Here is a 20,622-nt window from a genome sequence, read left to right on the forward strand (position 1 = left end):
TCGATGAAAGACGCGGGTATGCAAAGTCCGGTATCCTTTTTCGCCAATGTCGCGCGTCTGCCGCACAAAGGGCTGCCGGTTGTGATCGAGGCCGATGCCGCGCAGCGCGCGGCCCTTGCCGAGGCCCATGGGCTGCTGTCGGTCGAAGCCTATCGCGCCGAACTGCTGGTTGCGTCATGGAAGCGCAACGGCGTGAAGGTCAGTGGCCGTGTCGAGGCGGACATTACGCAGGCCTGCATCGTCACGCTAGACCCCATCGAAGCGCATGTTGAAGAGCCGTTCGAGGCGCTGCTCTTGCCCGAGGACTCCAAACTCGGACGGCAGGGATTCGAAGGCGGCGGCGAAATCCTGCTCGATGCCGACGGACCCGACAGTCCCGAGACATTTTCGGGCGACACCATTGATGTCGGGGCACTTGCCGAACAGTTCTTCGGCTTGGCCATCGATCCCTATCCGCGCAAACCCGGCGCCTCGATTGGCACCGATGACGACACCGGACCGGCCGAGAATGAATTTCAGCAAAAACTGCGATCCTTGCTGCGAAAATCCTGAAAACCTTGCTCGCGACGGAAAAGTCGGTTGTGCGACAGCCTAAAACCGCTATTTTCGCCGAACCTTTGCGATCACTAAAACGACTTGCCGCCTAACCGTGAGATTAATACCGCGTGATCAGGATTTCCATCGATGCCATGGGCGGCGATCACGGACCAGCCGTGGTCATTCCGGCGCTCATGACGGTCGCGACCCGCCGTCCCGACATCCGCTTCGTCATCTACGGACGTGAGGAATTGGTGCGCCCGGAACTCACCAAATTCCCCAAATTGGCCGAGGTCAGCGAGTTCTTCCACTGCGAGATCGCGGTCAGGATGGATGACAAGCCGAGCCAGGCGCTGCGCCATGGCCGCTGGAAATCGTCGATGTGGAAGGCGGTCGAGGCGGTGAAGTCGGGCGCCGCGGATGCATGCATCTCCGCCGGCAATACCGGCGCGCTGATGGCGATGTCTAAATTCTGCCTGCGCACCATGGCGACCATCGATCGCCCGGCGATCGCGGCCTTATGGCCGACATTGCGTGGCGAAAGCGTGGTTTTGGACGTCGGCGCCACCATCGGCGCCGACGCGCACCAGCTCATCGATTTTGCCATTCTTGGCACCGGTATGGCGCGTTCCGTATTCGGCATCGCCCGACCCACGGTAGGCCTGCTCAACGTCGGCGTGGAGGAGATCAAGGGCCAGGAAGAGGTCAAGGAGGCGGGACGCATGTTGCGCGAAGCCAATATGGCCTCGATGAATTACCATGGCTTTGTCGAAGGCGACGATATTGGCAAGGGCACGGTCGACGTGGTGGTGACGGAAGGCTTTGCCGGCAATATTGCTCTCAAGACGGCGGAAGGCACCGCGCGCCAGATAGCTGGCTATCTGCGCGCCGCGATGAGCCGCACCCTGATGGCCAAGATCGGCTATATCTTCGCCAAGGGCGCCTTCGACCGCCTGCGCGAAAAGATGGATGTCGGCCGCTCCAATGGCGGCGTCTTCCTTGGGCTGAACGGCATCGTCGTCAAAAGCCATGGCGGTGCCGACTCGGACGGTTTCGCCGCGGCGATCGAACTCGGCTATGACATGGTGCGCAACAATCTGCTTGATCGCATCGAGGCCGACCTCGACCTGTTTCATGCGCGCAACCCGCATGCCCTGACATCAAGGAAATCCGACGTCGTTACCGACGCAAAGGAATAGGAAAGAATTTTGATCAGATCAGTTGTGCGCGGCACGGGCGCCGCGCTGCCCCGCCGCATCATGAAGAATGCCGATTTTGAAGGTATGGTCGAGACCTCCGATGAGTGGATCGCTCAGCGCACCGGCATCCGCCAGCGCCATATCGCGGCTGATGACGAGACGACGGCTTCCCTGGGCGAGGCCGCGGCGCGTGCCGCCCTTGCCGATGCCGGATTGACTCCGGACGATATCGATCTGGTTGTGCTGGCGACCTCGACGCCCAACAACACGTTCCCGGCTACCGCGGTCGAGATCCAGAACCGGCTCGGTATGCGGCACGGTTTTGCGTTCGACATGCAGGCGGTATGCTCGGGCTTCGTCTATGCGATGACGACAGCCGATCTCTACATCCGCGGTGGCCTTGCAAAGCGCGTGCTGGTGATCGGCTCGGAGACGTTCTCGCGCATCCTCGACTGGAGCGATCGCTCGACTTGCGTGCTGTTCGGCGATGGCGCCGGTGCGGTCGTTCTGGAAGCGGGTGATGGGGCCGGCACGATCGCCGACCGTGGCGTCCTGGCGGCCAGCCTGCGTTCCGACGGCTCGCACAAGGAAAAGCTTTTCGTCGACGGCGGACCATCGACGACCGGCACGGTCGGTCATCTGCGCATGGAAGGCCGCGAGGTCTTCAAACACGCGGTCGGCATGATCACCGATGTCATCGAGGCGACCTTCTCGGCCGCCGGTATTGCCGCCGACGATCTCGACTGGTTCGTGCCTCATCAGGCCAATAAACGCATTATTGACGCTTCAGCCAAAAAGCTCGGGATAGCTGAGCAAAAGGTGGTGGTGACCGTCGATTTGCACGGTAACACCTCGGCTGCTTCCGTACCGCTGGCGCTGTCGGTGGCCGTCGCCGACGGCCGCATCAAGAAGGGAGACCTGGTGCTCCTGGAGGCGATGGGCGGCGGGTTCACCTGGGGCGCCATTCTGGTTCGCTGGTAAGTGCAGAACGGTCCGGTTTCGGTCCTTGACCTTGCCGGATCAATTACTTAGGCTCTGCCGTTGTTGTGCCGATTTTATGTTTGAGCTGATGGGGCGGTCGCATGGGGGGAAAGACACTTACGCGCGCCGACCTTGCCGAGGCCGTCTACCGAAAGGTCGGTCTGTCGCGCACTGAATCCGCCGAACTCGTCGAGGCGGTGCTGGACGAAATCTGCGAAGCGATCGTGCGCGGCGAGACGGTGAAGCTGTCGTCCTTCGCGACATTCCATGTCCGTTCCAAGAATGAGCGGATCGGACGCAATCCCAAGACCGGCGAAGAAGTACCGATCTTGCCACGCCGGGTGATGACTTTCAAATCGTCCAACGTCCTGAAGAACCGCATCCTGCGTTCTCACCAGAACAGCAAGGCCAAGGGCGGCAAATAGCCTCCATTGCACGGTTGAAAACCGGCTCCGCGACAACGGCGGACTTGAATATTGCTTCACAAACCGCTGAAATAAGGCCCGATTCGGCAGCATGGCCGGATGGGTGTTCTGGCTTATGATCGATTCCGCACCTGCGGAACAAGCTCTTCTCATTGTTGAGCGGGATCTCGTCTGAGCGCCGTTCCGGGCTACACGCCAGCGTGAGGATTTCGCCCATGGACAAGAGCCCTGACGCCTTCCGCACCATCAGCGAGGTCGCTGAAGATCTCGACCTGCCACAGCATGTGCTGCGTTTCTGGGAGACGCGCTTCAACCAGATCAAGCCGATGAAGCGTGGCGGCGGCCGCCGCTACTACCGGCCGCAGGATGTGGAACTGATCAAGGGCATCCGCCATATGCTCTATGACCAGGGCTACACCATCAAGGGCGTGCAAAAGCTGCTGCGCGAAAACGGCAATCATTTCCTGGTCGCCATCGGCAATGGCGACATGGCCGCCGTCGAGGCGATCTCGCAGCGCAAGCAGGCCGATCAGGTGCCGCTGACGCCGGCAGCCCAGCCGCGCGGCGGAGATGACGAACTGGTTGGCCAGCCAAGGGTCAAGCCCAGCCGCCGCTTTTTCGGCCTGGGCAAGGGCGACGAGGAAGGTCCGGTTGCGCCGGACGCGTCGAAGCTCTCGCGTGACAACCGCGCGCTGCTGCAGGAGGCGCTGTTTGACCTCCTGGAATGCAAGCGCCTGCTCGACCAGGTGCGCTGACCGCCGCGAAGCGCTTTAAAGCCTCGGAACTGGAACTCGCTTTGGGATGAGGCGTTACGTTTCCTTCTGCAAGACAAGGAAACGCATGATGCCATCATTTTCGACCCTATCGGACATCGACCTCGAAAAGCAGGTCGCGGCTCTCTCGAGGGAACTCGCCGCGTTGCGCAAGGCAGTGTCGAAGCGGGGTGGCGCTTACTATGAAGACGGCCGTGATGCTGCTCTTGATACCTATTCGGATCTTGCGGAGCGTCTGCGCGATGCTATGCCGGCAATCCGCAAACAGGGCAGGGTGATCGAGAAATCGGCACGCGACCATCCGGCGGCCGCCGCTGCGGTCGGCCTTGTCGTACTCGGTTTGGTGGCCAGCCTGCTGTTCAGCCGGCGCTGACTGCTACCCCAGGACAAGAATTTCCAGAGAGAAAATGGCGGCTCGCCCTCCAGGCGCGGGCGCCATTCCCATTGATGTCAGCGAATTGCGATACCGCTCCGGAATCTGGCCGAAGCGTGTCGAGCCGCACGATTTCCGCGGCGATCGCCGGGTTTGTCCAGAAGTCCCGGCCTTGGGATTGTGACCAGGAGAAACCAGCCTTGGACAAGAAGCCAGGGCCGGTCTTCTCGTTGGCAATGCTTAGGCCTTGTTGCCCATCTTCTTCATGTGGTGATGATGATGATGATGGTGGTGGCGATGATGGTGACGGTGATGATGGTGGTGACGATGGTGATGATGCTTTGCCATAGGGGCCGCGTCCGCGCTTGTCGCGCCGACCACCGGCACCGCGAAAGCGATTGCAGCTGCAAGCCCGAGGGCCGAGAGGAGGGATTTCTTCATTGGATCGTTTCCTTTTTTTCGCGGGCAGGTACCGATCGGGCCGATATCCCCGACGCCGCGAACGGAATTACGCTCCTGAATTTTTTCGTCAGTATTTCCCGATTGTAGAATCTTGTTTCTGAACTGTTTCCGAGGAACCGGCTTCCTGCCCCATGATCGCCAGGGTCGAAAGCCGGCTGCTTTGGCTTACATTGGCGGGATCACACCATTGTTTCCGACCACGACGCGGCTGGAACTCAGCGTGCCGTCCGTCTCGCGCTGAGCGGTAACGAAGACCGTCGCGCTTGGCTTGAGATCGGTCGGGGCGGCCGGCGCAAAAGTCACGACAGGCGTGCCGTCGGGGATCGAGATATTCTTCGTCTGCCCATTGTCATAGGTCAGCGTCACGGCACGCCCGTTTATGTCGGTGACGTCCGCGACGGTGCCGTTGGTCATGCGACTGTTCGGCTCCAGGTCCCAGGGGCGATCACCCTCTCCAGTGCCTTTCAAGGCCGCGGGAAAGACCACCACTTCCAGCGCGCCGCTGCCGCCGTCGGCCTTAGAGACGGAGGCGATGCCGACGAAATCGCCCTGCTTGATGTCTTTCACCGATGCGTTGGCGACGCCTGAAAGCTTCCAACCGTCTTTCAGCTTGATCGCGGCCGTGTCGCCTTGACGGGTTTTCACGGTCAGCAACGACGGCACGAAACTGACCACCGTGCCGCGCACGCGCAATGTGTCCGCCGCCTGCGTGCTGGCCACACCGATGCCGGAAAGCATGGAAATCGTGCCGAGCACGAGGAGAGGTGTCTTGAGGTTCATTGGAGTATCCTTTTGGGAAAGGCTGGCTGGAAGGAAATGGTTTCACGCCAGCGACGTCGAGATAACGAACGGGTGGGGCGAAACTGCCGGGCAAAACCCCTTCGCGCGTTCAAAACAACTTGATCAGGACAGGGCGAGGCAGATGCATGGGCATCCGGGTCACGATGCCGTGACGGCCAGATTGGCGCTTGGCAAATCGCTGACGAGAGGGCATCTTCCTGCTCGTCTCAGGCAACATCCCATTTTGATCAAACGCTTTCAGCCAACGGAGTTGCCAATGCCCAACAATGCAAAAAGCCACGCCCCCTCCGAACCATTAGCCAACGAGATCGGGCCGGATTACAACGCCCTCAGGGCAATGCGGGAAACGCGCGGATACAGCCTCGAAGCGCTTTCGCTGACCTGCGGTCTCTCGGTCGAAGAGATCGAGGACATCGAGAGCGGCCGGGCGGCCGACCCGGCGAAGCTGCGTCGTATTGCGTCCGCGCTTCGTCTGCCTCACGACGCTCCGATTGCTTCCGCCGTGCCGACGCCGGCCGCACAAGGCCGGCCGCAGGCATAGAATGGCGCCAGGCATGCGCCAAAAACCCGCCAAGGTTCGTTTGGCGGGTTTCTTGTGGACACATGACGCTCGCCGGCAGGCCGGGCTTGCCGATTTGCAGAGCTTGCCGATTTGCCGAGCTTGCCGATTTGGAGATCGCACGCGTTTATGCGTGCGGCCCCCAAATCCGCGCCAAATCGCATCTGCCGTGCAGCGGGTCTGAACCGTGAGTTTTTCGATATGAGCCTGGGTTCCGTCAGTGCCTTCTTCGCGGCTCGCGCGCCTGATATCGAGGTTGTCGTCACACAATCAAGTTCGGCGACGGTGGCCCTGGCGGCGGAGGCGCATGGTGTATTGCCGGCACAGATCGCCAAGACGATCTGCCTTCGCGTCGGTGACCGCACCATGCTTGTCGTGACCAGCGGCATCGCCAGGCTGGACAACCGCAAATTCAAGGACCGGTTCAGCGGCAAGCCGCGCATGCTGGACGCGCAAGAGGTTGTCGCTGCCACCAGCCATCCGGTCGGCGGCGTCTGCCCATTCGGCCTGCCGTCGCCGCTGCCGGTCTATTGCGACGTCTCGCTGCGCGAATTCGCCGAGGTCGTCCCCGCCGCCGGCGCCACCAACGCCGCTGTGCGCATCCCACCGCAGCGCATGGTTGATTTGACTGGCGCCGAGTGGGTCGATGTGTGCCAAGCCTAGTGCTGGATCCGATCCAGGCCGGCGGGCAAAGGAACGCGCGATTCGAAAATTGGGTGATGCGGCAGGGCGGACTTTTGGGGGCAAGTCCAGCTTCGAAATGGTCGGAGTGGCCGGATTCGAACCGACGACCCCTTGACCCCCAGTCAAGTGCGCTACCGGGCTGCGCTACACTCCGGACCGGTCGCGATGTATCGTGATAACCCGGCTCGGGTCAACCGAAATTCGGCGTTAATCGCGCCGGTGCGGATGTGATGGCTGGTGGACCCGGCAATACCGGCCGCAATAGCCGCTGATGGCGGTATTCGAGCGCTATGGCACCCCAGATCAAGCCGAGCAGCAGATACACATGGCGCCAGTGGTCGATGTCGATGAAGGTGCCGAGCCCGACATTGCCGATGAAGGCGACGTAGGCGCATAGGAGATAAGGCTGCCACGGCCGATCGCGCAGCAGGATGCGGAATCCGGCTGAAATCGTCCAGATGACCAGCGTCAGGAACGAGACGAAGCCGAGCCAACCATAGTCCATCAGCATCTTCAGCCAGATGTCGTGTGTGTCCTCGCCGAAGATCGTGCCGAAGACCAGCGGCCCGATGCCGAACGGGTGCTCCATCGCCATCTGGAAACCGAGCGTGTAGCGGGCGAAGCGGCCCAGGCGTGCGGTGTCGTAGCTCTGTTCCAGATGCGCGCGGTTGGAGAACATGTCCGACACACCGGGCAGTTGCAAGATGACGATGACGGCGATGGCCAGCAGCGACAGCGCGGCGAGCGTCATGATCACCACGCGGAGCCGGAACATGCCGCTGGCGCTCTGCAGGAACAGGCAGCCGGTGAGCAGGATGGCCGAGACCGCGAACATGCCCCAGGCACCACGCGAGAAGGAGAAGAAAATGCCGGCGCTGATGATCAGCAGCGGCACAGCCAGCAGCGGCATGCGCGTGACCGGGCCCGTCAGCAGCAAATAGAGCAGATAGATGCCGGGCAGCACCAGGAACGGCCCGAACACATTCGGGTCCTGGAAGGCGCCGGCGGCGCGGTCGTATTTGGTGAAGATTTCGGCATCGGGGAAGGCATGGAAATAGCCCGCTATGCCAAGCAGCGACGTCGCCACCGCCGAAACGACATAGGCATTGAAGATCAACCGGTAGAGGTTCGGCTGCGTGGCCGTAACAGATGCGAAAAACACCGCGCTGAAAGCGAGAAACAGCGACACGGCAAGATAAAGCGGGGTGTTGGCGAGATCCGCCATCTGCGTCATGGAAATCATGCCGCCGATGTTCATCGTCACCAGAAGAACCAGAAGCGGCATGGCCGCGCGCGATATCCTCAGGCCGAACAGCGCCCAGATGGCGATCAGCGCGGACATGTAGATTTCGTAAGGCGCCGGCTCGCTGATGACGAAGCCCGACAAAAGAATGCCGAGCACGACCGCGCTCGAGGAGATCAGCGTGATCAGCTTGGCGTTGACCGCCGCGCGCGGCAGATCATGGCTGATCGCGCTCAATAGGCGTTTTCCGTGTTCAAGAGCCGGACCGGCGTCAGGAACAGGATGCGCAGGTCGAAAAGCAGCGACCAGTTCTCGATGTAGTAGAGGTCGTATTCCGTCCGCATGCGGATCTTTTCATTGGTGTCCATCTCGCCGCGCCAGCCATTGATCTGCGCCCAGCCGGTGACCCCCGGCTTGACCTTATGGCGCGCGAAATAGCCGTCCACCACCTCGTTGTAGAGCAGGTTGTGCGACTGGGCGGCAATGGCGTGCGGGCGCGGACCGATGAGCGACAGCGAGCCCAGCAGCGAGTTGAAGAACTGCGGCAGTTCGTCGATAGAGGTCTTGCGGATGAAGCGGCCGACAGGGGTGACGCGCGGATCGTTCTTGGTCACCGTCTGCTTGGCGGTCGGATCCGACCGGTCGGTGTACATGGAGCGGAACTTGTAGACCTCGATGATCTCGTTGTTGAAGCCATGCCGCTTCTGCTTGAACAGCACCGGTCCCTTGCTGTCGAGCTTGATGGCGATCGCGGCGGCCAGCATCACAGGCGAGAACACGACGATGCCGATGAGGCTGAAGATGATGTCGAAGGCGCGCTTGGCGACTGAATCCCAATCGTTGATCGGCTTGTCGAAGATGTCGAGCATCGGCACTGAACCGATGTAGGAATAGGCGCGCGGACGGAATTGCAGCGCATTGGAATGCGCCGACAGCCGGATATCGACCGGCAGCACCCAAAGTTTCTTCAGCAACTGCAGCACGCGCGATTCGGCGGTCAGCGGCAACGACACGATCAGCATGTCGATGCGGGCGATGCGGGCGAATTCGATCAGTTCCGAAATGGTGCCGAGCTTGGGATAGCCTGCGACGAGGGATGGCGAACGCTTGTCGTTGCGATCATCGAAGATACCGCAGATGCGGATGTCGTTGTAAGGCTGCTTTTCCACCGAGCGGATGAGCACTTCCGCCGCCTTGCCGCCGCCAACGATGACGGCGCGCCGTTCCATGCTGCCATCGCGCGCCCAGCGCCGGATCAGCCTCGACATCACCAGCCTGAGGCCGAAGAGGCAGACGAAGGCGACGACGAACCAGGTGCCGAACAGCAGGCGCGAATAATCTTGCGACATCTTCATGGCGAATGCCGTCAGCGCCATCAGGGCGAAGGTGCCGGCCCAGACCAGCAGGATGCGCCCAAAATTGGCGATCGGCCGCATCAGGGACACCACCTGGTAGCAGTCGGTGACATCGAGCAGCACCACGGCGAGGAACGATGCGGCGGCGATCGTCAGGGGATATTGCCAGGCGAGATAATTGAAGAACCCGACATAGTAGAAATAGACGCCGAGCCCCGAGACCAGCAGCACCGCGAATTCGACCATGCGCAGCACGCCGCTGACCATGATCGGCGACATCGTATCGCGCCGGTATTGCGACGCGACCTGCCGGGCAACATCGTTCATGCCGCCGGGCTTGTCGCCATCGGCAGGGCCGTCGAAGTGACGCACCGCTTCTGATGAAAAGCGGTGCGCGGGGTCGATCTCGTTCATGGAACAGTCCGCAAGCTTCCCCAGGGTGATTAGCAAAAGAGAGCTAAGAAACCCTTGAAACAACCTGTGGCTTTGGACGGGCCCGAGCTAACTTTCGAGCGCGGCGAAGTAGGCCTTCTCGATTGCGGCGGCCATGACGTCGGCGCCGAAGCGGGCCCTGAGCGTGGATTCGTCAGGCATCAATTCGCGATAGGCGGCAAGGTTGCCCAGCGCCTGGCTCATTTTGTCGGCGAGCTCGGCCGGATCCGGCCTAATCAGGGCGGGGGAGCCTGAACCGAAAATCTCCGGTATGCCGCCAACCGAGGTCGCGATGACAGGTCTTGCCGCGGCAAGTGCCTCCAGCACGGTATAGGGCATGGCTTCCGCGCGCGAAGGAACGACGACGACCGCCCCCAGCACGAAGGCCTCCCGGGCCGGCATTGGCGGCAGAAAGCGGACATTGCCTTCAAGCCCGAGGCGTTTCACCTGCGCGTGGTAGCGGGGCAGGTCGTCGCCGTCGCCGACCATTACGGCACTCGGTGCGCGGCCGAGCCGGGGAGCGGCGGCGGCCAGGGCATCGATGAAGATATCCGGGCCCTTGAGGTCCCGCATCATGCCAATATAGAGCAGATCTGCCGCATCGGCCCTGGTGGCTACCGGCTCGAATTCGGTGGTGCGAAGTCCATTGTAGACCAGCGTGTTCGGAATCGGCGGTTCGCCCACCTTCCTGCGGTAGGTCCGCCGCTCGTAGTCGGAGACGAACAGCAGGCAATCGGTGAAGCGCGCCATGAGATGCTCGAGCGCGAAGAACAGCTTTCCGGTGGCTGTGCTCTCGTCATAGTGGAGAGAGCCGCCATGCGGCGAATAGAGGCGGGCTACGCGAGACCTTGATACCCGCAACAATGAGCCGAACAGACGGGCATAGGCGCCACCCTTGGCGCCGTGCCCATGCAGCACGTCCGGCCGCAATTCCCTGATGATCCTGTAGGTGCGCCGGGCCGAGGCGAGGTCGCCCGGCCCGACATGGCGCTGCATTGGCGTACGATGGATGCCGAGCGCCAGCATCTCCTTCATCTGCCCGAAAAGACGCTCCTCGAATTCACCGCCCGTGGTCGAGTCGCAGACGATGCCGACCATGTGGCCGGCGGCGACCTGCGCTTCCGCCAGGTCGCGCACGTGCCGGAAAATTCCTCCCACGGGTGAGCGAAAGCAGTGGACGATCCTGAGCTTGTCCGCCACGAGGTGTCTGTCAGAACAGGCGTTCGCGGACGTAGACGGTATCTCCCGGCAGCAGGGGATCGGAGGTGACCACACGGCCGGTTATCACCTTGCCGTTGATATCGCGGGTGATGTCGACGCTCTCCTGGTTGGCGCGTGGCGTGAAGCCCCCGGCAATGGCGATGGCTTTCTGGACCGTCAGGCCGGGCACGTAGGAATACTGGCCGGCGGCGCCCACTTCGCCCATGACGAAGATCGGCCGGTAACGATCGATCTCGACCGAGACGTCGGGGTCGCGCAGATAGCCCTGCCGCAATTTGTCGGCGATCTCTTTTTCCATCTGCTGCGCGGTATGGCCTCGTGCCGGTATGGCGCCGACGAGCGGGAAGGAGATGTAACCGGACTGGTCGACGCTGTAGCTGTTGGTCAGGCCGTCCTGTTCGAACACTGTGACGCGGACCCGGTCGCCTGCGCCGAGGCGATACGGCTGTTCGAGGACCTCGTGGAAGGCGGCCGGCGTCGGCCGGTAGCTGGAACAGCCGGCGAGCATCGAAATGGCAAGCAGTGCGCGAAAGAGGGAAGCAGTGCTTTTCATGACCGGACAGGTACCTTCGACTGGCCGCTGCGATGTCGCAGCAAACATCTGGGATCGGGTCCGTTATCATCCTGTTAGGGTTAATGGCCGGTAAAGGAGCGCCCCAATAGCGTTTTAGCAGGCAAGGTTTCGCTATTTTATCGATTTTTTTGTCTGCCCCAGCAAATCCTAACGGAAGCTTACCGTGATCTTAACGGCTGGGTTACCATAGTTGTTTACGGTGCACCCTGATCCAGTTTCGGAGTAGGGATGCATGTCCGTTCAATCCGCGGCCGCAGACGTCGACGTTGATCTTAGGCAGCTCTTCGCCAGCCTGGGACGCAACTGGCTGCGGATTCTGGTCTTCGTTGTGGTGGTGACGGGGCTTGCATTCGTAGCTGCGTCGTTCGCGACCCGCCATTACAAGGCCCAGACGCAGGTGGAGATCGCCCCGCGAGAATCGGTCTACACGCGGCCCGCCAGCAGCAATCCGGACACCGACAAGCCGATCCTCGACGAGCAAGGCGTTGCCACCCAGGTCCAGATAATTTCGTCCAACGAGATCCTCAAGCAGGTCGCCCAGAAGCTCGGCCTGTCGCGACTGCCCGAGTTCGACGAGACGATCGACATGTCGTCGCTGAGCCGCGTGCTGATCCTGCTTGGCCTGAAGAACGACCCGATGGATGTTCCGGCCGATGAACGTGTCCTGAAGAAGATGCGCGAGAAGCTCAACGTGTACGGCGTTGAAAAGACTCGCATCATTGCCATCGAGTTCTCCTCGGAAGATCCGAAGCTCGCGGCCGCCATCCCCGATGCCATTGCCGCCGCTTACATTGCGGGGCAGGGCGCGGCCAAGAGCGAATCGAACACCGCCGCCGCCGACTTTCTGGCGCCCGAGATCGCCGACCTGTCCAAGCAGGTCAGGGATGCCGAAGCCAAGGTCGCGGCTTACCGCTCCCAGTCCGACCTCCTGATGGGCGGCAACAATTCCACCCTGGCCACCCAGCAACTGGCCGAGCTGTCGACCGAGTTGTCGCGGGTGCGGGCCAACCGGGCCGCGGCCGAAGGCACTGCCGAGAGCGTGCGCAAGGCGCTGCAGAATGGCGGATCGCTGGATTCGTTGCCGGAAGTGCTGTCTTCCGATCTGATCCAGCGCTTGCGGGAGCGCCAGGTCGAGCTGCGCGCCAACATCGCCGATCTGTCGACGACGCTGCTCGACAATCATCCGCGTATTCGCGCGGCCAAATCGCAACTGGCCGATCTCGATGCGCAGATCCGCAGCGAAGCCCAAAAGATCATGAAGGGCCTGGCGATGCAGGCCGACGCCGCAAAGGCGCGCGAAAGCCAGCTGGTCGCCGACGTCAACACGCTCAAGGCCGCTTCGGCGCAGGCCGGCGAACAGCAAGTCGGTCTCGACGCGCTGCAGCGCGATGCCGCCGCCAAGCGCCAGCAGCTCGAACTTTACCTGACCAATTATCGTGAGGCGGCGTCGCGTCAGGATCGCAACTATATCCCGGTCGACGCCCGCATCGCCTCACCGGCTTCGGTCCCTGCCGAGCCGTACTTCCCCAAGGTCGGGCCGATCGTTGGCGCTGCCGCCGCGGCTTCCCTTCTGCTGGCGGCCGTGTTCACGCTGCTGCGGGAGCTTTTCTCGGGCCGTGCCATGCGCCCGGCCAGGGGCGCGCGGTTTGAACCGATCGACGAGGTGATGATGCCGCCGGCCGCTTATCAGGAGCCGTCCACCCGCCTCGAAACGGCTGTCGCCACTGAGCGCGCCAATCGCACCGCCGACGTATCATGGCCCGGAACGGTCACCGAAACACCGGCACGGCCGCGGCCTGCCGCCGAGTTCGAGCCCGTCGCCACAGCGGAGCCTGTCGCCGAGCCTGAACCCTTGGCCAAATCCGAACCCTTGACCAAATCTGAACCCGTGGCAGAGCCTGAGCCCATGGCTGAGCCGGAACCCGTGGAGGTTCGGCGGCCGCGCTCCGTGCTCGGTGAGATCGACGTCGAGAAGGCAGCCGAGAAGCTGATCGCCAGCGGGGCCGCGCGCGCCATCTTCGTTTCCCCCGAGGGCGATGAAGCGGCGGCGTCGGCGGTCCTGGTGGCGCGCGAGGTTTCCGACGCCGGACTGCGCGTCCTGCTGCTCGACCTGACTGCCTCGGGGGCTGCCTCGCGCCCGATGCTGGACAGCGGGCTTTTCCCCGGTATCACCAATCTGCTGGCCTCGCAGGCGCAGTTCAGCGAAGTGATCCATGGCGACCTCTATTCCGACTGCCATGTCATCCCCGTCGGTACCGCCGACCCGGTCCGTGCCATGCGTGCCGCCGATCGGCTGCCGATCATCATGCAGTCGCTGACAACAGCCTACGATCTGGTGGTGGTCGAGTGCGGGCCGGCCGATGCACAAGGCATCAGCCGTCTGGGCGGCGAGGCCACCGAGGTGTTCTTGTCCATGCTGGAGGCCGACGACGAGGTGACGCAGGCCGCGGTCAAGCTGATCGAGAGCGGCTATCCCGACCTGACGCTGGTGACGCCGCTCGGCCATGAGCCGCCAGGCAATCCGGTGCCGGGGCGGCGTTCGGCTGCCTGAAAGAGCCGCCGTTCAAAGGCACGCCTGGCCGCAAGCCGCGGCAGGCCTAGTTGTCGTCGTCGCCGGCGGCCAGTGGCGCCTGGCCGGCTGCCTTGCGGCGCAGAAGCTTGGCGAGCTTCCAGATTGTCGGGCTGTTCTTGACGACAGCCTTCAGCCGCGCGCCTTGGCGAAGTGCCTGTCCCAGCGCACGGCCCTTGAGCGTCAGCGGGACGAGGACCTCGAAATGCCGGGTTTCGATATCGCACCATAACCGTTTGTAAGGTTCGTCTCCGACGGAGAAATCATAAACCGCGAACCCGCTCCGGCAGGCATCCTGGATGTTGTCGAAGAACAGGAAGTCGCCCGGGCTGGTGTGGGCAAGATCATCCTCGGCGATCGCTCCGAACTCGCAGATCAGCCTGCTGCCCGAGCGGCTCGTTCCGGTGACGGCGCGCAGCTTGCCGGCGACTTCCAGCCCGTGCAGCACGAAGCAGGGCTTGTCGTCGGCAAGTGCTTGCTTGAACAGGCCCTGGAAGAAGGCGCGTGTCCGGTCGTCACCGAAGACGTTGGCGATGCCCATCTTGCGGAAGCGCTGTTCCTTCATCTCGAAGAACGCGTCGAGCAGCCTCTCCACGTCGTCGGCGCTGCTCGCCTCGATGCGCCGGTAGCTACCGACAGCCTCGAACTTGCGCGTTTGCGAGCGATGCTTCTTGCGTTTGCGCTTGCCGCTGGCGCGCAGCAGCAGCGCATCGAACCCGCCGCTGAGGTCGACGGCCAGCGAAAGATTGGGGCTGGCGAAGTGATCGAGCGATGCCAGCGGATTGGCGATGCCGTCAAGATCGGGGAGCAATCTTTCCAGCGCGATGAGATCTATGTCGGGCCGGAATTTGGCGATCGTCGCGAACATCGACCGGATGGCCGTGAGGTCGCCGCTGGCCAGCCATTGCGGTTCGACGGCGCAGAAATTGCCGTTGGCGTGGCGGCCGCCCATGAACTGGGCGACCCGCAACGGGCCGCGCTTGACCACCTCCAGCGCCAGTGCGAAGGCCGGCTTGCCCTCCAGTTCCAGCGTGGCAATGAGCAGATCGGGCTTGACCTCGGCGGCCCAGTTCAACACCCATGCCCCAGTTTGCGCCGGAGCACAGAGCGCCGAACGACAGAACGTCGCATATGCCGCGAGCCCCTCGGCGGCGGCAATGGAAACCGACGGCCCCGCGGCATTTCTGGGCAGTGTGCGTGGCGAGGCGTGGCTCGACGCGAGCCGCTTGCCATCAAATGACGCGGTCGCGTCAACCATACCTCAATCCTTAAGGCGTATTGATCCCGATTTGGGGGGCGCTCGGGCGTATTCCGTGCTTGGTTAGCCTAGGCGCAAAAGGTGAATGAATGATCGACGGTGGGGAGGCAATCCGGAAACTGGCGCTCAACGTCGCCCGTTATACCGGCCTCGCACCGCTGGCCAGGCCGTTTGTCGGCGGCATCGGCGCCATCCTGATGCTGCATCGCGTGACGGCGACGCCCGAAAAGCCCGACAGCGTCAACCGGCACCTCAACATCGCGCCCAGTTTTCTCGATGCGGTGATCGCCGACATGAAAGCGGGCGGCTATGCCTTCGTTTCGATGGATGAAGCGGTGGAGCGTATCAAGGCGGGCGGCAAGGGCGGCCGGTTCGCCACCATCACCGCCGACGATGCCTATCGCGACAACATGACCGAGGCCCTGCCGGTGCTGGAAAAGCATGGCGCGCCGCTCACCATCTATGTGGCGCCCGGGCTGATCGATGGCTCCGCCCACCTTTGGTGGGATGTGGTGGAGGACATCGTCAAGGCATGCGACCGGCTGACCTTGGCCACACCGAACGGCCCTGCGGTGATCGATTGCGCGACCCCCGCCAGGAAACATCAGGCCATCGCCCGCCTGCATGCCTATTTCACCACCGAGGTTCGCGAGGAAGACCTGCGGACCGTGCTGCGCGGTCTCGCCGCGTCGCATGGCGTCGACGCCGACGCCCCGCGCCTGCGCACGCTGATGACCTGGGATGAGATCCGCGCCGTCGCCGCGCACCCGCTGGTGACGATAGGCGCCCACACGATCAACCACAGCAATCTGAAGCGGCTTTCCGAGGCTGATGCGCGGCGCGAGATCGGCGCCGTCAAGCACATGCTGCGGACCGGGCTTGGCGAGGAGCCGAGCCATTTTGCCTATCCCTATGGCTATGCCAGCGCCGTCGGCTGCCGCGAAGTGGGCTTTGCGCGCGACGCCGGCTATGCCTCCGCGGTGACCACCCGCCACGGCGTGCTGCGCGCCGAACATGCCGGCTTCCTGCATGCCTTGCCGCGCATCTCGGTCAATGGCCGCTACCAGAGCCTCGCCCACATCCGCACCATGCTGTCGGGCGTGACGACCCCGCTCGCCAATGCCGGCAAGATGCTTGTTACCGTCTGACGTACGGCCTGGCCGGGCAGGGCTCAGCGCTTAGTCCGCGGCTCCAGCATCAGCCATTTGATGATGCCCATCGCCGGCAGCACCCAAAGCAGGCCGCTGACGAGGAAAAACAGGAATTGCACCAGCGCGCCCGATTCCGACAGGCGGGCGACGGCGAAGATCGAGGCGACCAGCGCGTAGATGATGACCAGCGCCAACAGCAGGAACATTCCGATCAGTTTTTTCAGGCGAATGGGCATGTCTTGGCCTCGTTGATGGCTACCGCTTAGGCCGAACGCGGGGCACGCGCAACCCACGACACCGGGCGCGACGGCGTGCCGCGCTGCGCGGCCTTGCCAGCCGGGGTGCGATGGTTCACCAATCCGCGACATTCAACCTGCCGGGACATACCCATGGCCGCCATCACTGCCGCCGCGCCCTATCAGGCCCGCGATCGCGATCTGCACAACCGGGCACTCGTGCGCGGCTGGCTTTACGTCGTGCTCCTGGTGCTGTTCGCGCTGGTGCTGGTTGGCGGCGCCACGCGGTTGACCCAATCCGGCCTTTCGATCACCGAATGGCAGCCGATCCACGGCGTCATCCCGCCGCTCAACGACGCCGAGTGGCAGGAGGAATTCCAGCGCTATCAACAGATCCCGCAATACACCGAACTCAACAAGGGCATGAGCGTCGAGGCGTTCAAGTCGATCTTCTGGTGGGAATGGGCGCATCGCCTGCTGGCGCGCAGCGTCGGTCTGGTCTTTGCCTTGCCGCTGCTGGTCTTCTGGGCGACGCGTCGCATCGAGCGCGGCCTTGGGCCGAAACTGGTCGGCATTCTGCTTCTCGGCGGCCTTCAGGGGGCCATCGGCTGGTGGATGGTGGCATCCGGACTGGCCGACCGCGTCTCGGTGAGCCAGTACAGGCTGGCGACGCATCTCACGCTGGCGGCACTGATCTTCACCGCGACCATGGTCGTCGCGCGTGGCCTGGCGCCGCATTCCGAACCCGCGGCCGATCGCTCGACGCAGCGTCTGGCCGGTTTCATCGTGCTTTTGGCGCTGGTCCAGATCTATCTCGGCGGTCTGGTCGCCGGTCTCGACGCCGGCATGAGCTACAACACGTGGCCGCTGATGGACGGCCGGATCATCCCCGGCGATCTGCTCATCCTCGAGCCGGCGTGGCGCAATTTCTTCGAAAGCCCGAAAACGGTGCAGTTCATCCACCGGCTTGGCGCCTATACGGTGTTTGCCGTCGCGCTCTGGCACCTGATCGCCACGCGTCGGCGGCTGCCCGGCTCGACGCACGCGCGACGCGCGACACTGTTGTTCGTTCTGGTGCTGGTGCAGGCTTCGATCGGTATTTGTACGCTGCTGATGCAGGTGCCCTTGCACATGGCGCTGACCCATCAGGCTTTTGCGCTCGTCGTGCTGGGCTTTGCCGCAGCGCATTGGCGCGGCACCAAGGGCGCCTATCCCTTGCCCAACGAGATTGCCGTCGGACGTTGAGTGCCGCCGATCACATCCAGAATTCGTTCGACTTCGTCTTCTTCTCGCCGTCGAATTCGGCCTGACGCAGGGCGGCGGCGGATGGTGCCGATTTGTCCTGGCCGGCCTTGGCCGCCTGGTCTTCCGTGATTCAGAAACGGGTCCGCACCGTCCGGATCGCCGTGGCGACCGACAGTTCGCGGTTCTCCTCGATCGCATTGCCGTCCTCATGGTGCCAGGCCGCGGACAGGCAGCCATAGGCGAGGGCGTGGTCCAGTATCGCTGCCCGTCGCGGCCGAGAAGCCGCACCGCTCCTTCGCCGCGCCGCCAGGCAAGGAAATGCTCGCCGCGCAACTCGTCTGCAACGTCGTCGAACGGCTTCAGTGCCTTCACGATGGCAGGTGACCCGTCCTCAAGCCGCACCTTCCAGATGCGGCTCGAAAAGGTCTCGGCCACGAGTTCCGGTTCGCTGACCTTCCAGCGCGCTGGAAAGGCTGGTGCGTCCATCAGAGACCGAGCATCAGGTCCATGTTCTGGACGGCCGCACCCGAAGCGCCCTTGCCGAGATTGTCATAGACCGCCAGCAGCAGCGCCTGGGCTCTGCTGTCGTTGGCAAAGACATAGAGCTTCATGCGGTTGGTGCCGTTGTAGATCTCCGGATCGATGTCAGGCACGCGTTCCAGATGCGCATAGGGCGCCACCTCGACCACACCGCCCTTAATCGCGGCGAAATGGTCCGAAATGGCGGTGTGAAGTTCGGCGCCCGTCGGCACGCGGTCGAGGCCACCGAGCTGCAGCGGCACCACCGTGATCATGCCTTGCGCGAAATTGCCCACCGCCGGCTGCATGATCGGATCATGCGATAGCTTCGCATAGGCTTTCAATTCCGGCACGTGCTTGTGCTGCAGGGTCAGGCCATAGGGCAGGAATTCCGAGGCGTCCTCGCCCTTGGCGACGTAGTCCTCGATCATCGGGCGCCCGCCGCCCGAATACCCCGTAATGCCGTTGACCGCGACCGGGAAACTCGCCGGCAATAGGCCCGCGGTGACCAGTGGCCTGAGCGTCGCGATCGGCCCCTGCGGCCAGCAGCCGGGATTGGCGACGCGCTTGGCCGTGGCGATCTTTTTCGCCTGCTCCTTGTCCAGTTCGGCGAAGCCATATTCCCAGCCTTCGGCCACTCGATGCGCGGTCGACGCATCGATGACCTTGGTGGTTTCGTTGGCGATCAGCGAGACGCTTTCCTTGGCCGCATCGTCGGGCAGGCACAGGATCGCGATATCGGCGGCGTTGAGGAATTCGGCGCGCGCGGCCGTTTCCTTGCGGCGCTCGACCGGGATGGAAATGATCTCAAGATCGCCGCGCTCGGCAAGCAGCGCCCGGATCTGGAGGCCGGTAGTGCCGTGCTCGCCGTCGATGAAGATTTTCGGTTTCATTGCCTGATCAAATTCCCTGATATTTCAAAACTATATGCCGTTGCCATGATTGACCGCGGCGCCATTGTGGTTGCCGTTGTTCAGCTCCTCGATCCGGGCCTTTCGCTCGGCTAGCAGGCCAAGATATTGCATGGCCACCATCGAGCCGGCGATCGCCGTTATATCGGCGTGATCATAGGCCGGCGCAACCTCCACGACATCGGCCCCGACGATATCGACCTGGTTGAGCTGGCGCAGCGTCGACAGGATCTTCGCCGACGACGGGCCGCCCGAAACCGGCGTGCCGGTTCCCGGCGCATAGGCCGGATCGAGGCAGTCGATGTCGAAGGTCAGATACGTCTTCTTGCCACCGGTGCGATCGACGATGGCGTAGGCGATGTCGGAGGCGCGCATTTCCTCGATTTCATGGCCATGGAGAATCTTGATGCCGAACGTGTCGGGCGCATGGGTGCGAATGCCGATCTGGATCGAGCGATCGGGATCGACGATGCCTTCCTTGACCGCGCGGCCGACGAAGGAACCATGGTCGATGCGCTTGCCGTCATCGGGCCATGTGTCCTGATGGGCGTCGAACTGCACGAGGGCCAGCGGTCCGTGGATGGCGGCGTGCGCCTTGAGCAGCGGCCAAGTGATGAAATGGTCTCCGCCGAGCGTCAGCAGGAAGGCGCCCGATTTCAGGATTTTGGCCGCTTCGCGCTCGATCGTGCCTGGCGTCTTCTGGTGGTTGCCCGAATCGAGCAGGCAATCGCCATAATCGACCACGGCAAGGTGTTCGAACAGATCGCGCGAGAACGGGTATTGCGGGTCGTTGTCGAGGATCGCGGAGGCGCGGCGGATCGCCTGCGGTCCGAACCGGGCGCCAGGCCGGTTGGTGACGGCGGCGTCAAACGGAATGCCCCACACCACCGCATCGGCGCCCTTCACGTCCTTGGTGTATTTGCGCCGCATGAAAGACAGCGCGCCGGAGTAGGTCGGCTCGAGGGCGCCACCCGTTTTGGAGCGGGCGGTGAAGGCATGGTCGATGGTGTTGGTCGCCATTACGGGTCCTCGTTTTCATCGGGGTGCAACAACTACAGAACCGGCATGGAAGATGCCAGTCACGGCTTGGGGAGACGAAACCGCGCCGCCCGGG

Annotated in this window: 21 protein-coding genes, 1 tRNA gene and 1 pseudogene; 11 read left to right on the forward strand and 12 right to left on the reverse strand. The window is 63.0% G+C overall.

Going from position 1 to position 20,622, the window contains the following annotated elements:
• The first annotated feature begins 3 nt into the window (after window positions 1-3).
• From X739_RS147705 to X739_RS147680, 6 genes are all read left to right on the forward strand, one after another.
• Entirely contained in the window at window positions 4-552 is a 549-nt protein-coding gene (locus tag X739_RS147705; RefSeq protein WP_023773255.1) for a DUF177 domain-containing protein, read from the forward strand.
• 113 nt (window positions 553-665) lie between these two features.
• Window positions 666-1,736: a phosphate acyltransferase PlsX gene (gene plsX / locus X739_RS147700; protein WP_023773254.1), complete on the forward strand. Its 1,071-nt coding sequence runs from the start codon at window positions 666-668 to the stop codon at window positions 1,734-1,736.
• A gap of 9 nt (window positions 1,737-1,745) precedes the next feature.
• Window positions 1,746-2,717 (forward strand): beta-ketoacyl-ACP synthase III, encoded by a 972-nt coding sequence (locus X739_RS147695; protein WP_023773253.1) that lies wholly within the window; start codon window positions 1,746-1,748, stop codon window positions 2,715-2,717.
• A 101-nt stretch (window positions 2,718-2,818) separates the two neighbouring features.
• Window positions 2,819-3,142, forward strand: a complete 324-nt coding sequence (locus X739_RS147690; protein ID WP_010915609.1) for an integration host factor subunit alpha — start codon at window positions 2,819-2,821, stop codon at window positions 3,140-3,142.
• A 215-nt stretch (window positions 3,143-3,357) separates the two neighbouring features.
• Complete coding sequence (locus X739_RS147685) at window positions 3,358-3,897, forward strand: MerR family transcriptional regulator (protein WP_015318228.1); 540 nt, start codon at window positions 3,358-3,360, stop codon at window positions 3,895-3,897.
• Between the two features lie 88 nt (window positions 3,898-3,985).
• On the forward strand, window positions 3,986-4,288 hold the full coding sequence (locus X739_RS147680) for a hypothetical protein (RefSeq protein ID WP_023773252.1): 303 nt from the start codon (window positions 3,986-3,988) through the stop codon (window positions 4,286-4,288).
• A 263-nt stretch (window positions 4,289-4,551) separates the two neighbouring features.
• Here the strand turns inward: X739_RS147680 and X739_RS1000000168185 are convergent, their stop codons facing one another.
• A complete protein-coding gene (locus X739_RS1000000168185; protein ID WP_156939881.1) occupies window positions 4,552-4,698 on the reverse strand; it encodes a hypothetical protein in 147 nt (48 codons plus the stop codon).
• Window positions 4,699-4,915: 217 nt separating this feature from the next.
• Complete coding sequence (locus tag X739_RS147670) at window positions 4,916-5,530, reverse strand: hypothetical protein (RefSeq protein ID WP_023795072.1); 615 nt, start codon at window positions 5,528-5,530, stop codon at window positions 4,916-4,918.
• Between the two features lie 277 nt (window positions 5,531-5,807).
• Between X739_RS147670 and X739_RS147665 the strand changes: the two genes are divergently transcribed.
• Together X739_RS147665 and X739_RS147660 are read left to right on the forward strand one after the other, a co-directional pair.
• Window positions 5,808-6,092, forward strand: a complete 285-nt coding sequence (locus X739_RS147665; protein WP_023783058.1) for a helix-turn-helix transcriptional regulator — start codon at window positions 5,808-5,810, stop codon at window positions 6,090-6,092.
• Between the two features lie 219 nt (window positions 6,093-6,311).
• The gene (locus tag X739_RS147660; RefSeq protein ID WP_023795073.1) at window positions 6,312-6,773 is read left to right on the forward strand and encodes a YbaK/EbsC family protein; all 462 of its coding nucleotides are present in this window, start codon (window positions 6,312-6,314) and stop codon (window positions 6,771-6,773) included.
• A gap of 98 nt (window positions 6,774-6,871) precedes the next feature.
• Here X739_RS147660 and X739_RS147655 read toward each other — a convergent pair.
• The 5 genes from X739_RS147655 to X739_RS147635 form a co-directional block, all read right to left on the reverse strand.
• Window positions 6,872-6,948: transfer RNA gene (locus tag X739_RS147655), tRNA-Pro, on the reverse strand.
• Between the two features lie 36 nt (window positions 6,949-6,984).
• A complete protein-coding gene (locus X739_RS147650) occupies window positions 6,985-8,274 on the reverse strand; it encodes an O-antigen ligase family protein (RefSeq protein ID WP_023795074.1) in 1,290 nt (429 codons plus the stop codon).
• Window positions 8,271-9,806 carry an undecaprenyl-phosphate glucose phosphotransferase gene (locus X739_RS147645; RefSeq protein ID WP_023773246.1) on the reverse strand — a complete coding sequence of 512 codons (1,536 nt, stop codon included), beginning with the start codon at window positions 9,804-9,806 and terminating at the stop codon, window positions 8,271-8,273. Before X739_RS147645 ends, X739_RS147650 begins: the two co-directional genes overlap by 4 nt.
• Window positions 9,807-9,893: 87 nt before the next feature.
• A complete protein-coding gene (locus tag X739_RS147640) occupies window positions 9,894-11,024 on the reverse strand; it encodes a glycosyltransferase (protein ID WP_023795075.1) in 1,131 nt (376 codons plus the stop codon).
• Window positions 11,025-11,034: 10 nt separating this feature from the next.
• On the reverse strand, window positions 11,035-11,598 hold the full coding sequence (locus tag X739_RS147635) for a polysaccharide biosynthesis/export family protein (RefSeq protein ID WP_023773244.1): 564 nt from the start codon (window positions 11,596-11,598) through the stop codon (window positions 11,035-11,037).
• A 253-nt stretch (window positions 11,599-11,851) separates the two neighbouring features.
• Here X739_RS147635 and X739_RS147630 point away from each other — a divergent pair, with 253 nt between their 5' ends.
• Window positions 11,852-14,170: an exopolysaccharide transport family protein gene (locus X739_RS147630; RefSeq protein ID WP_023795076.1), complete on the forward strand. Its 2,319-nt coding sequence runs from the start codon at window positions 11,852-11,854 to the stop codon at window positions 14,168-14,170.
• A 46-nt stretch (window positions 14,171-14,216) separates the two neighbouring features.
• Here the strand turns inward: X739_RS147630 and X739_RS147625 are convergent, their stop codons facing one another.
• Window positions 14,217-15,446 carry a GNAT family N-acetyltransferase gene (locus tag X739_RS147625; RefSeq protein WP_023795077.1) on the reverse strand — a complete coding sequence of 410 codons (1,230 nt, stop codon included), beginning with the start codon at window positions 15,444-15,446 and terminating at the stop codon, window positions 14,217-14,219.
• A gap of 89 nt (window positions 15,447-15,535) precedes the next feature.
• Between X739_RS147625 and X739_RS147620 the strand changes: the two genes are divergently transcribed.
• Window positions 15,536-16,594: a polysaccharide deacetylase family protein gene (locus tag X739_RS147620; protein WP_023795078.1), complete on the forward strand. Its 1,059-nt coding sequence runs from the start codon at window positions 15,536-15,538 to the stop codon at window positions 16,592-16,594.
• Between the two features lie 23 nt (window positions 16,595-16,617).
• On the opposite strand, the gene X739_RS147615 is transcribed toward X739_RS147620, so the two are convergent.
• Entirely contained in the window at window positions 16,618-16,833 is a 216-nt protein-coding gene (locus X739_RS147615) for a DUF2842 domain-containing protein (RefSeq protein ID WP_015318215.1), read from the reverse strand.
• Between the two features lie 153 nt (window positions 16,834-16,986).
• Between X739_RS147615 and X739_RS147610 the strand changes: the two genes are divergently transcribed.
• Window positions 16,987-18,078, forward strand: coding sequence for a COX15/CtaA family protein (locus X739_RS147610; RefSeq protein WP_023795079.1), 1,092 nt, complete (start codon window positions 16,987-16,989; stop codon window positions 18,076-18,078).
• 244 nt (window positions 18,079-18,322) lie between these two features.
• On the opposite strand, the pseudogene X739_RS1000000168190 reads toward X739_RS147610, so the two are convergent.
• The 3 genes and pseudogenes from X739_RS1000000168190 to speB all read right to left on the reverse strand — a co-directional run.
• Window positions 18,323-18,567, reverse strand: a pseudogene (locus tag X739_RS1000000168190) (aminoglycoside phosphotransferase family protein); the annotation flags it as partial.
• Window positions 18,564-19,490, reverse strand: a complete 927-nt coding sequence (gene argC / locus X739_RS147605; protein WP_023773238.1) for an N-acetyl-gamma-glutamyl-phosphate reductase — start codon at window positions 19,488-19,490, stop codon at window positions 18,564-18,566. The pseudogene X739_RS1000000168190 and the gene argC, both read right to left, overlap by 4 nt.
• 30 nt (window positions 19,491-19,520) lie before the next feature.
• The gene (speB, locus tag X739_RS147600; protein ID WP_023795080.1) at window positions 19,521-20,528 is read right to left on the reverse strand and encodes an agmatinase; all 1,008 of its coding nucleotides are present in this window, start codon (window positions 20,526-20,528) and stop codon (window positions 19,521-19,523) included.
• Between the last annotated feature and the right edge of the window lie 94 nt (window positions 20,529-20,622).

Origin of the sequence: Mesorhizobium sp. LNHC209A00 (assembly GCF_000502915.1) — a bacterium.
GTDB lineage: Bacteria > Pseudomonadota > Alphaproteobacteria > Rhizobiales > Rhizobiaceae > Mesorhizobium.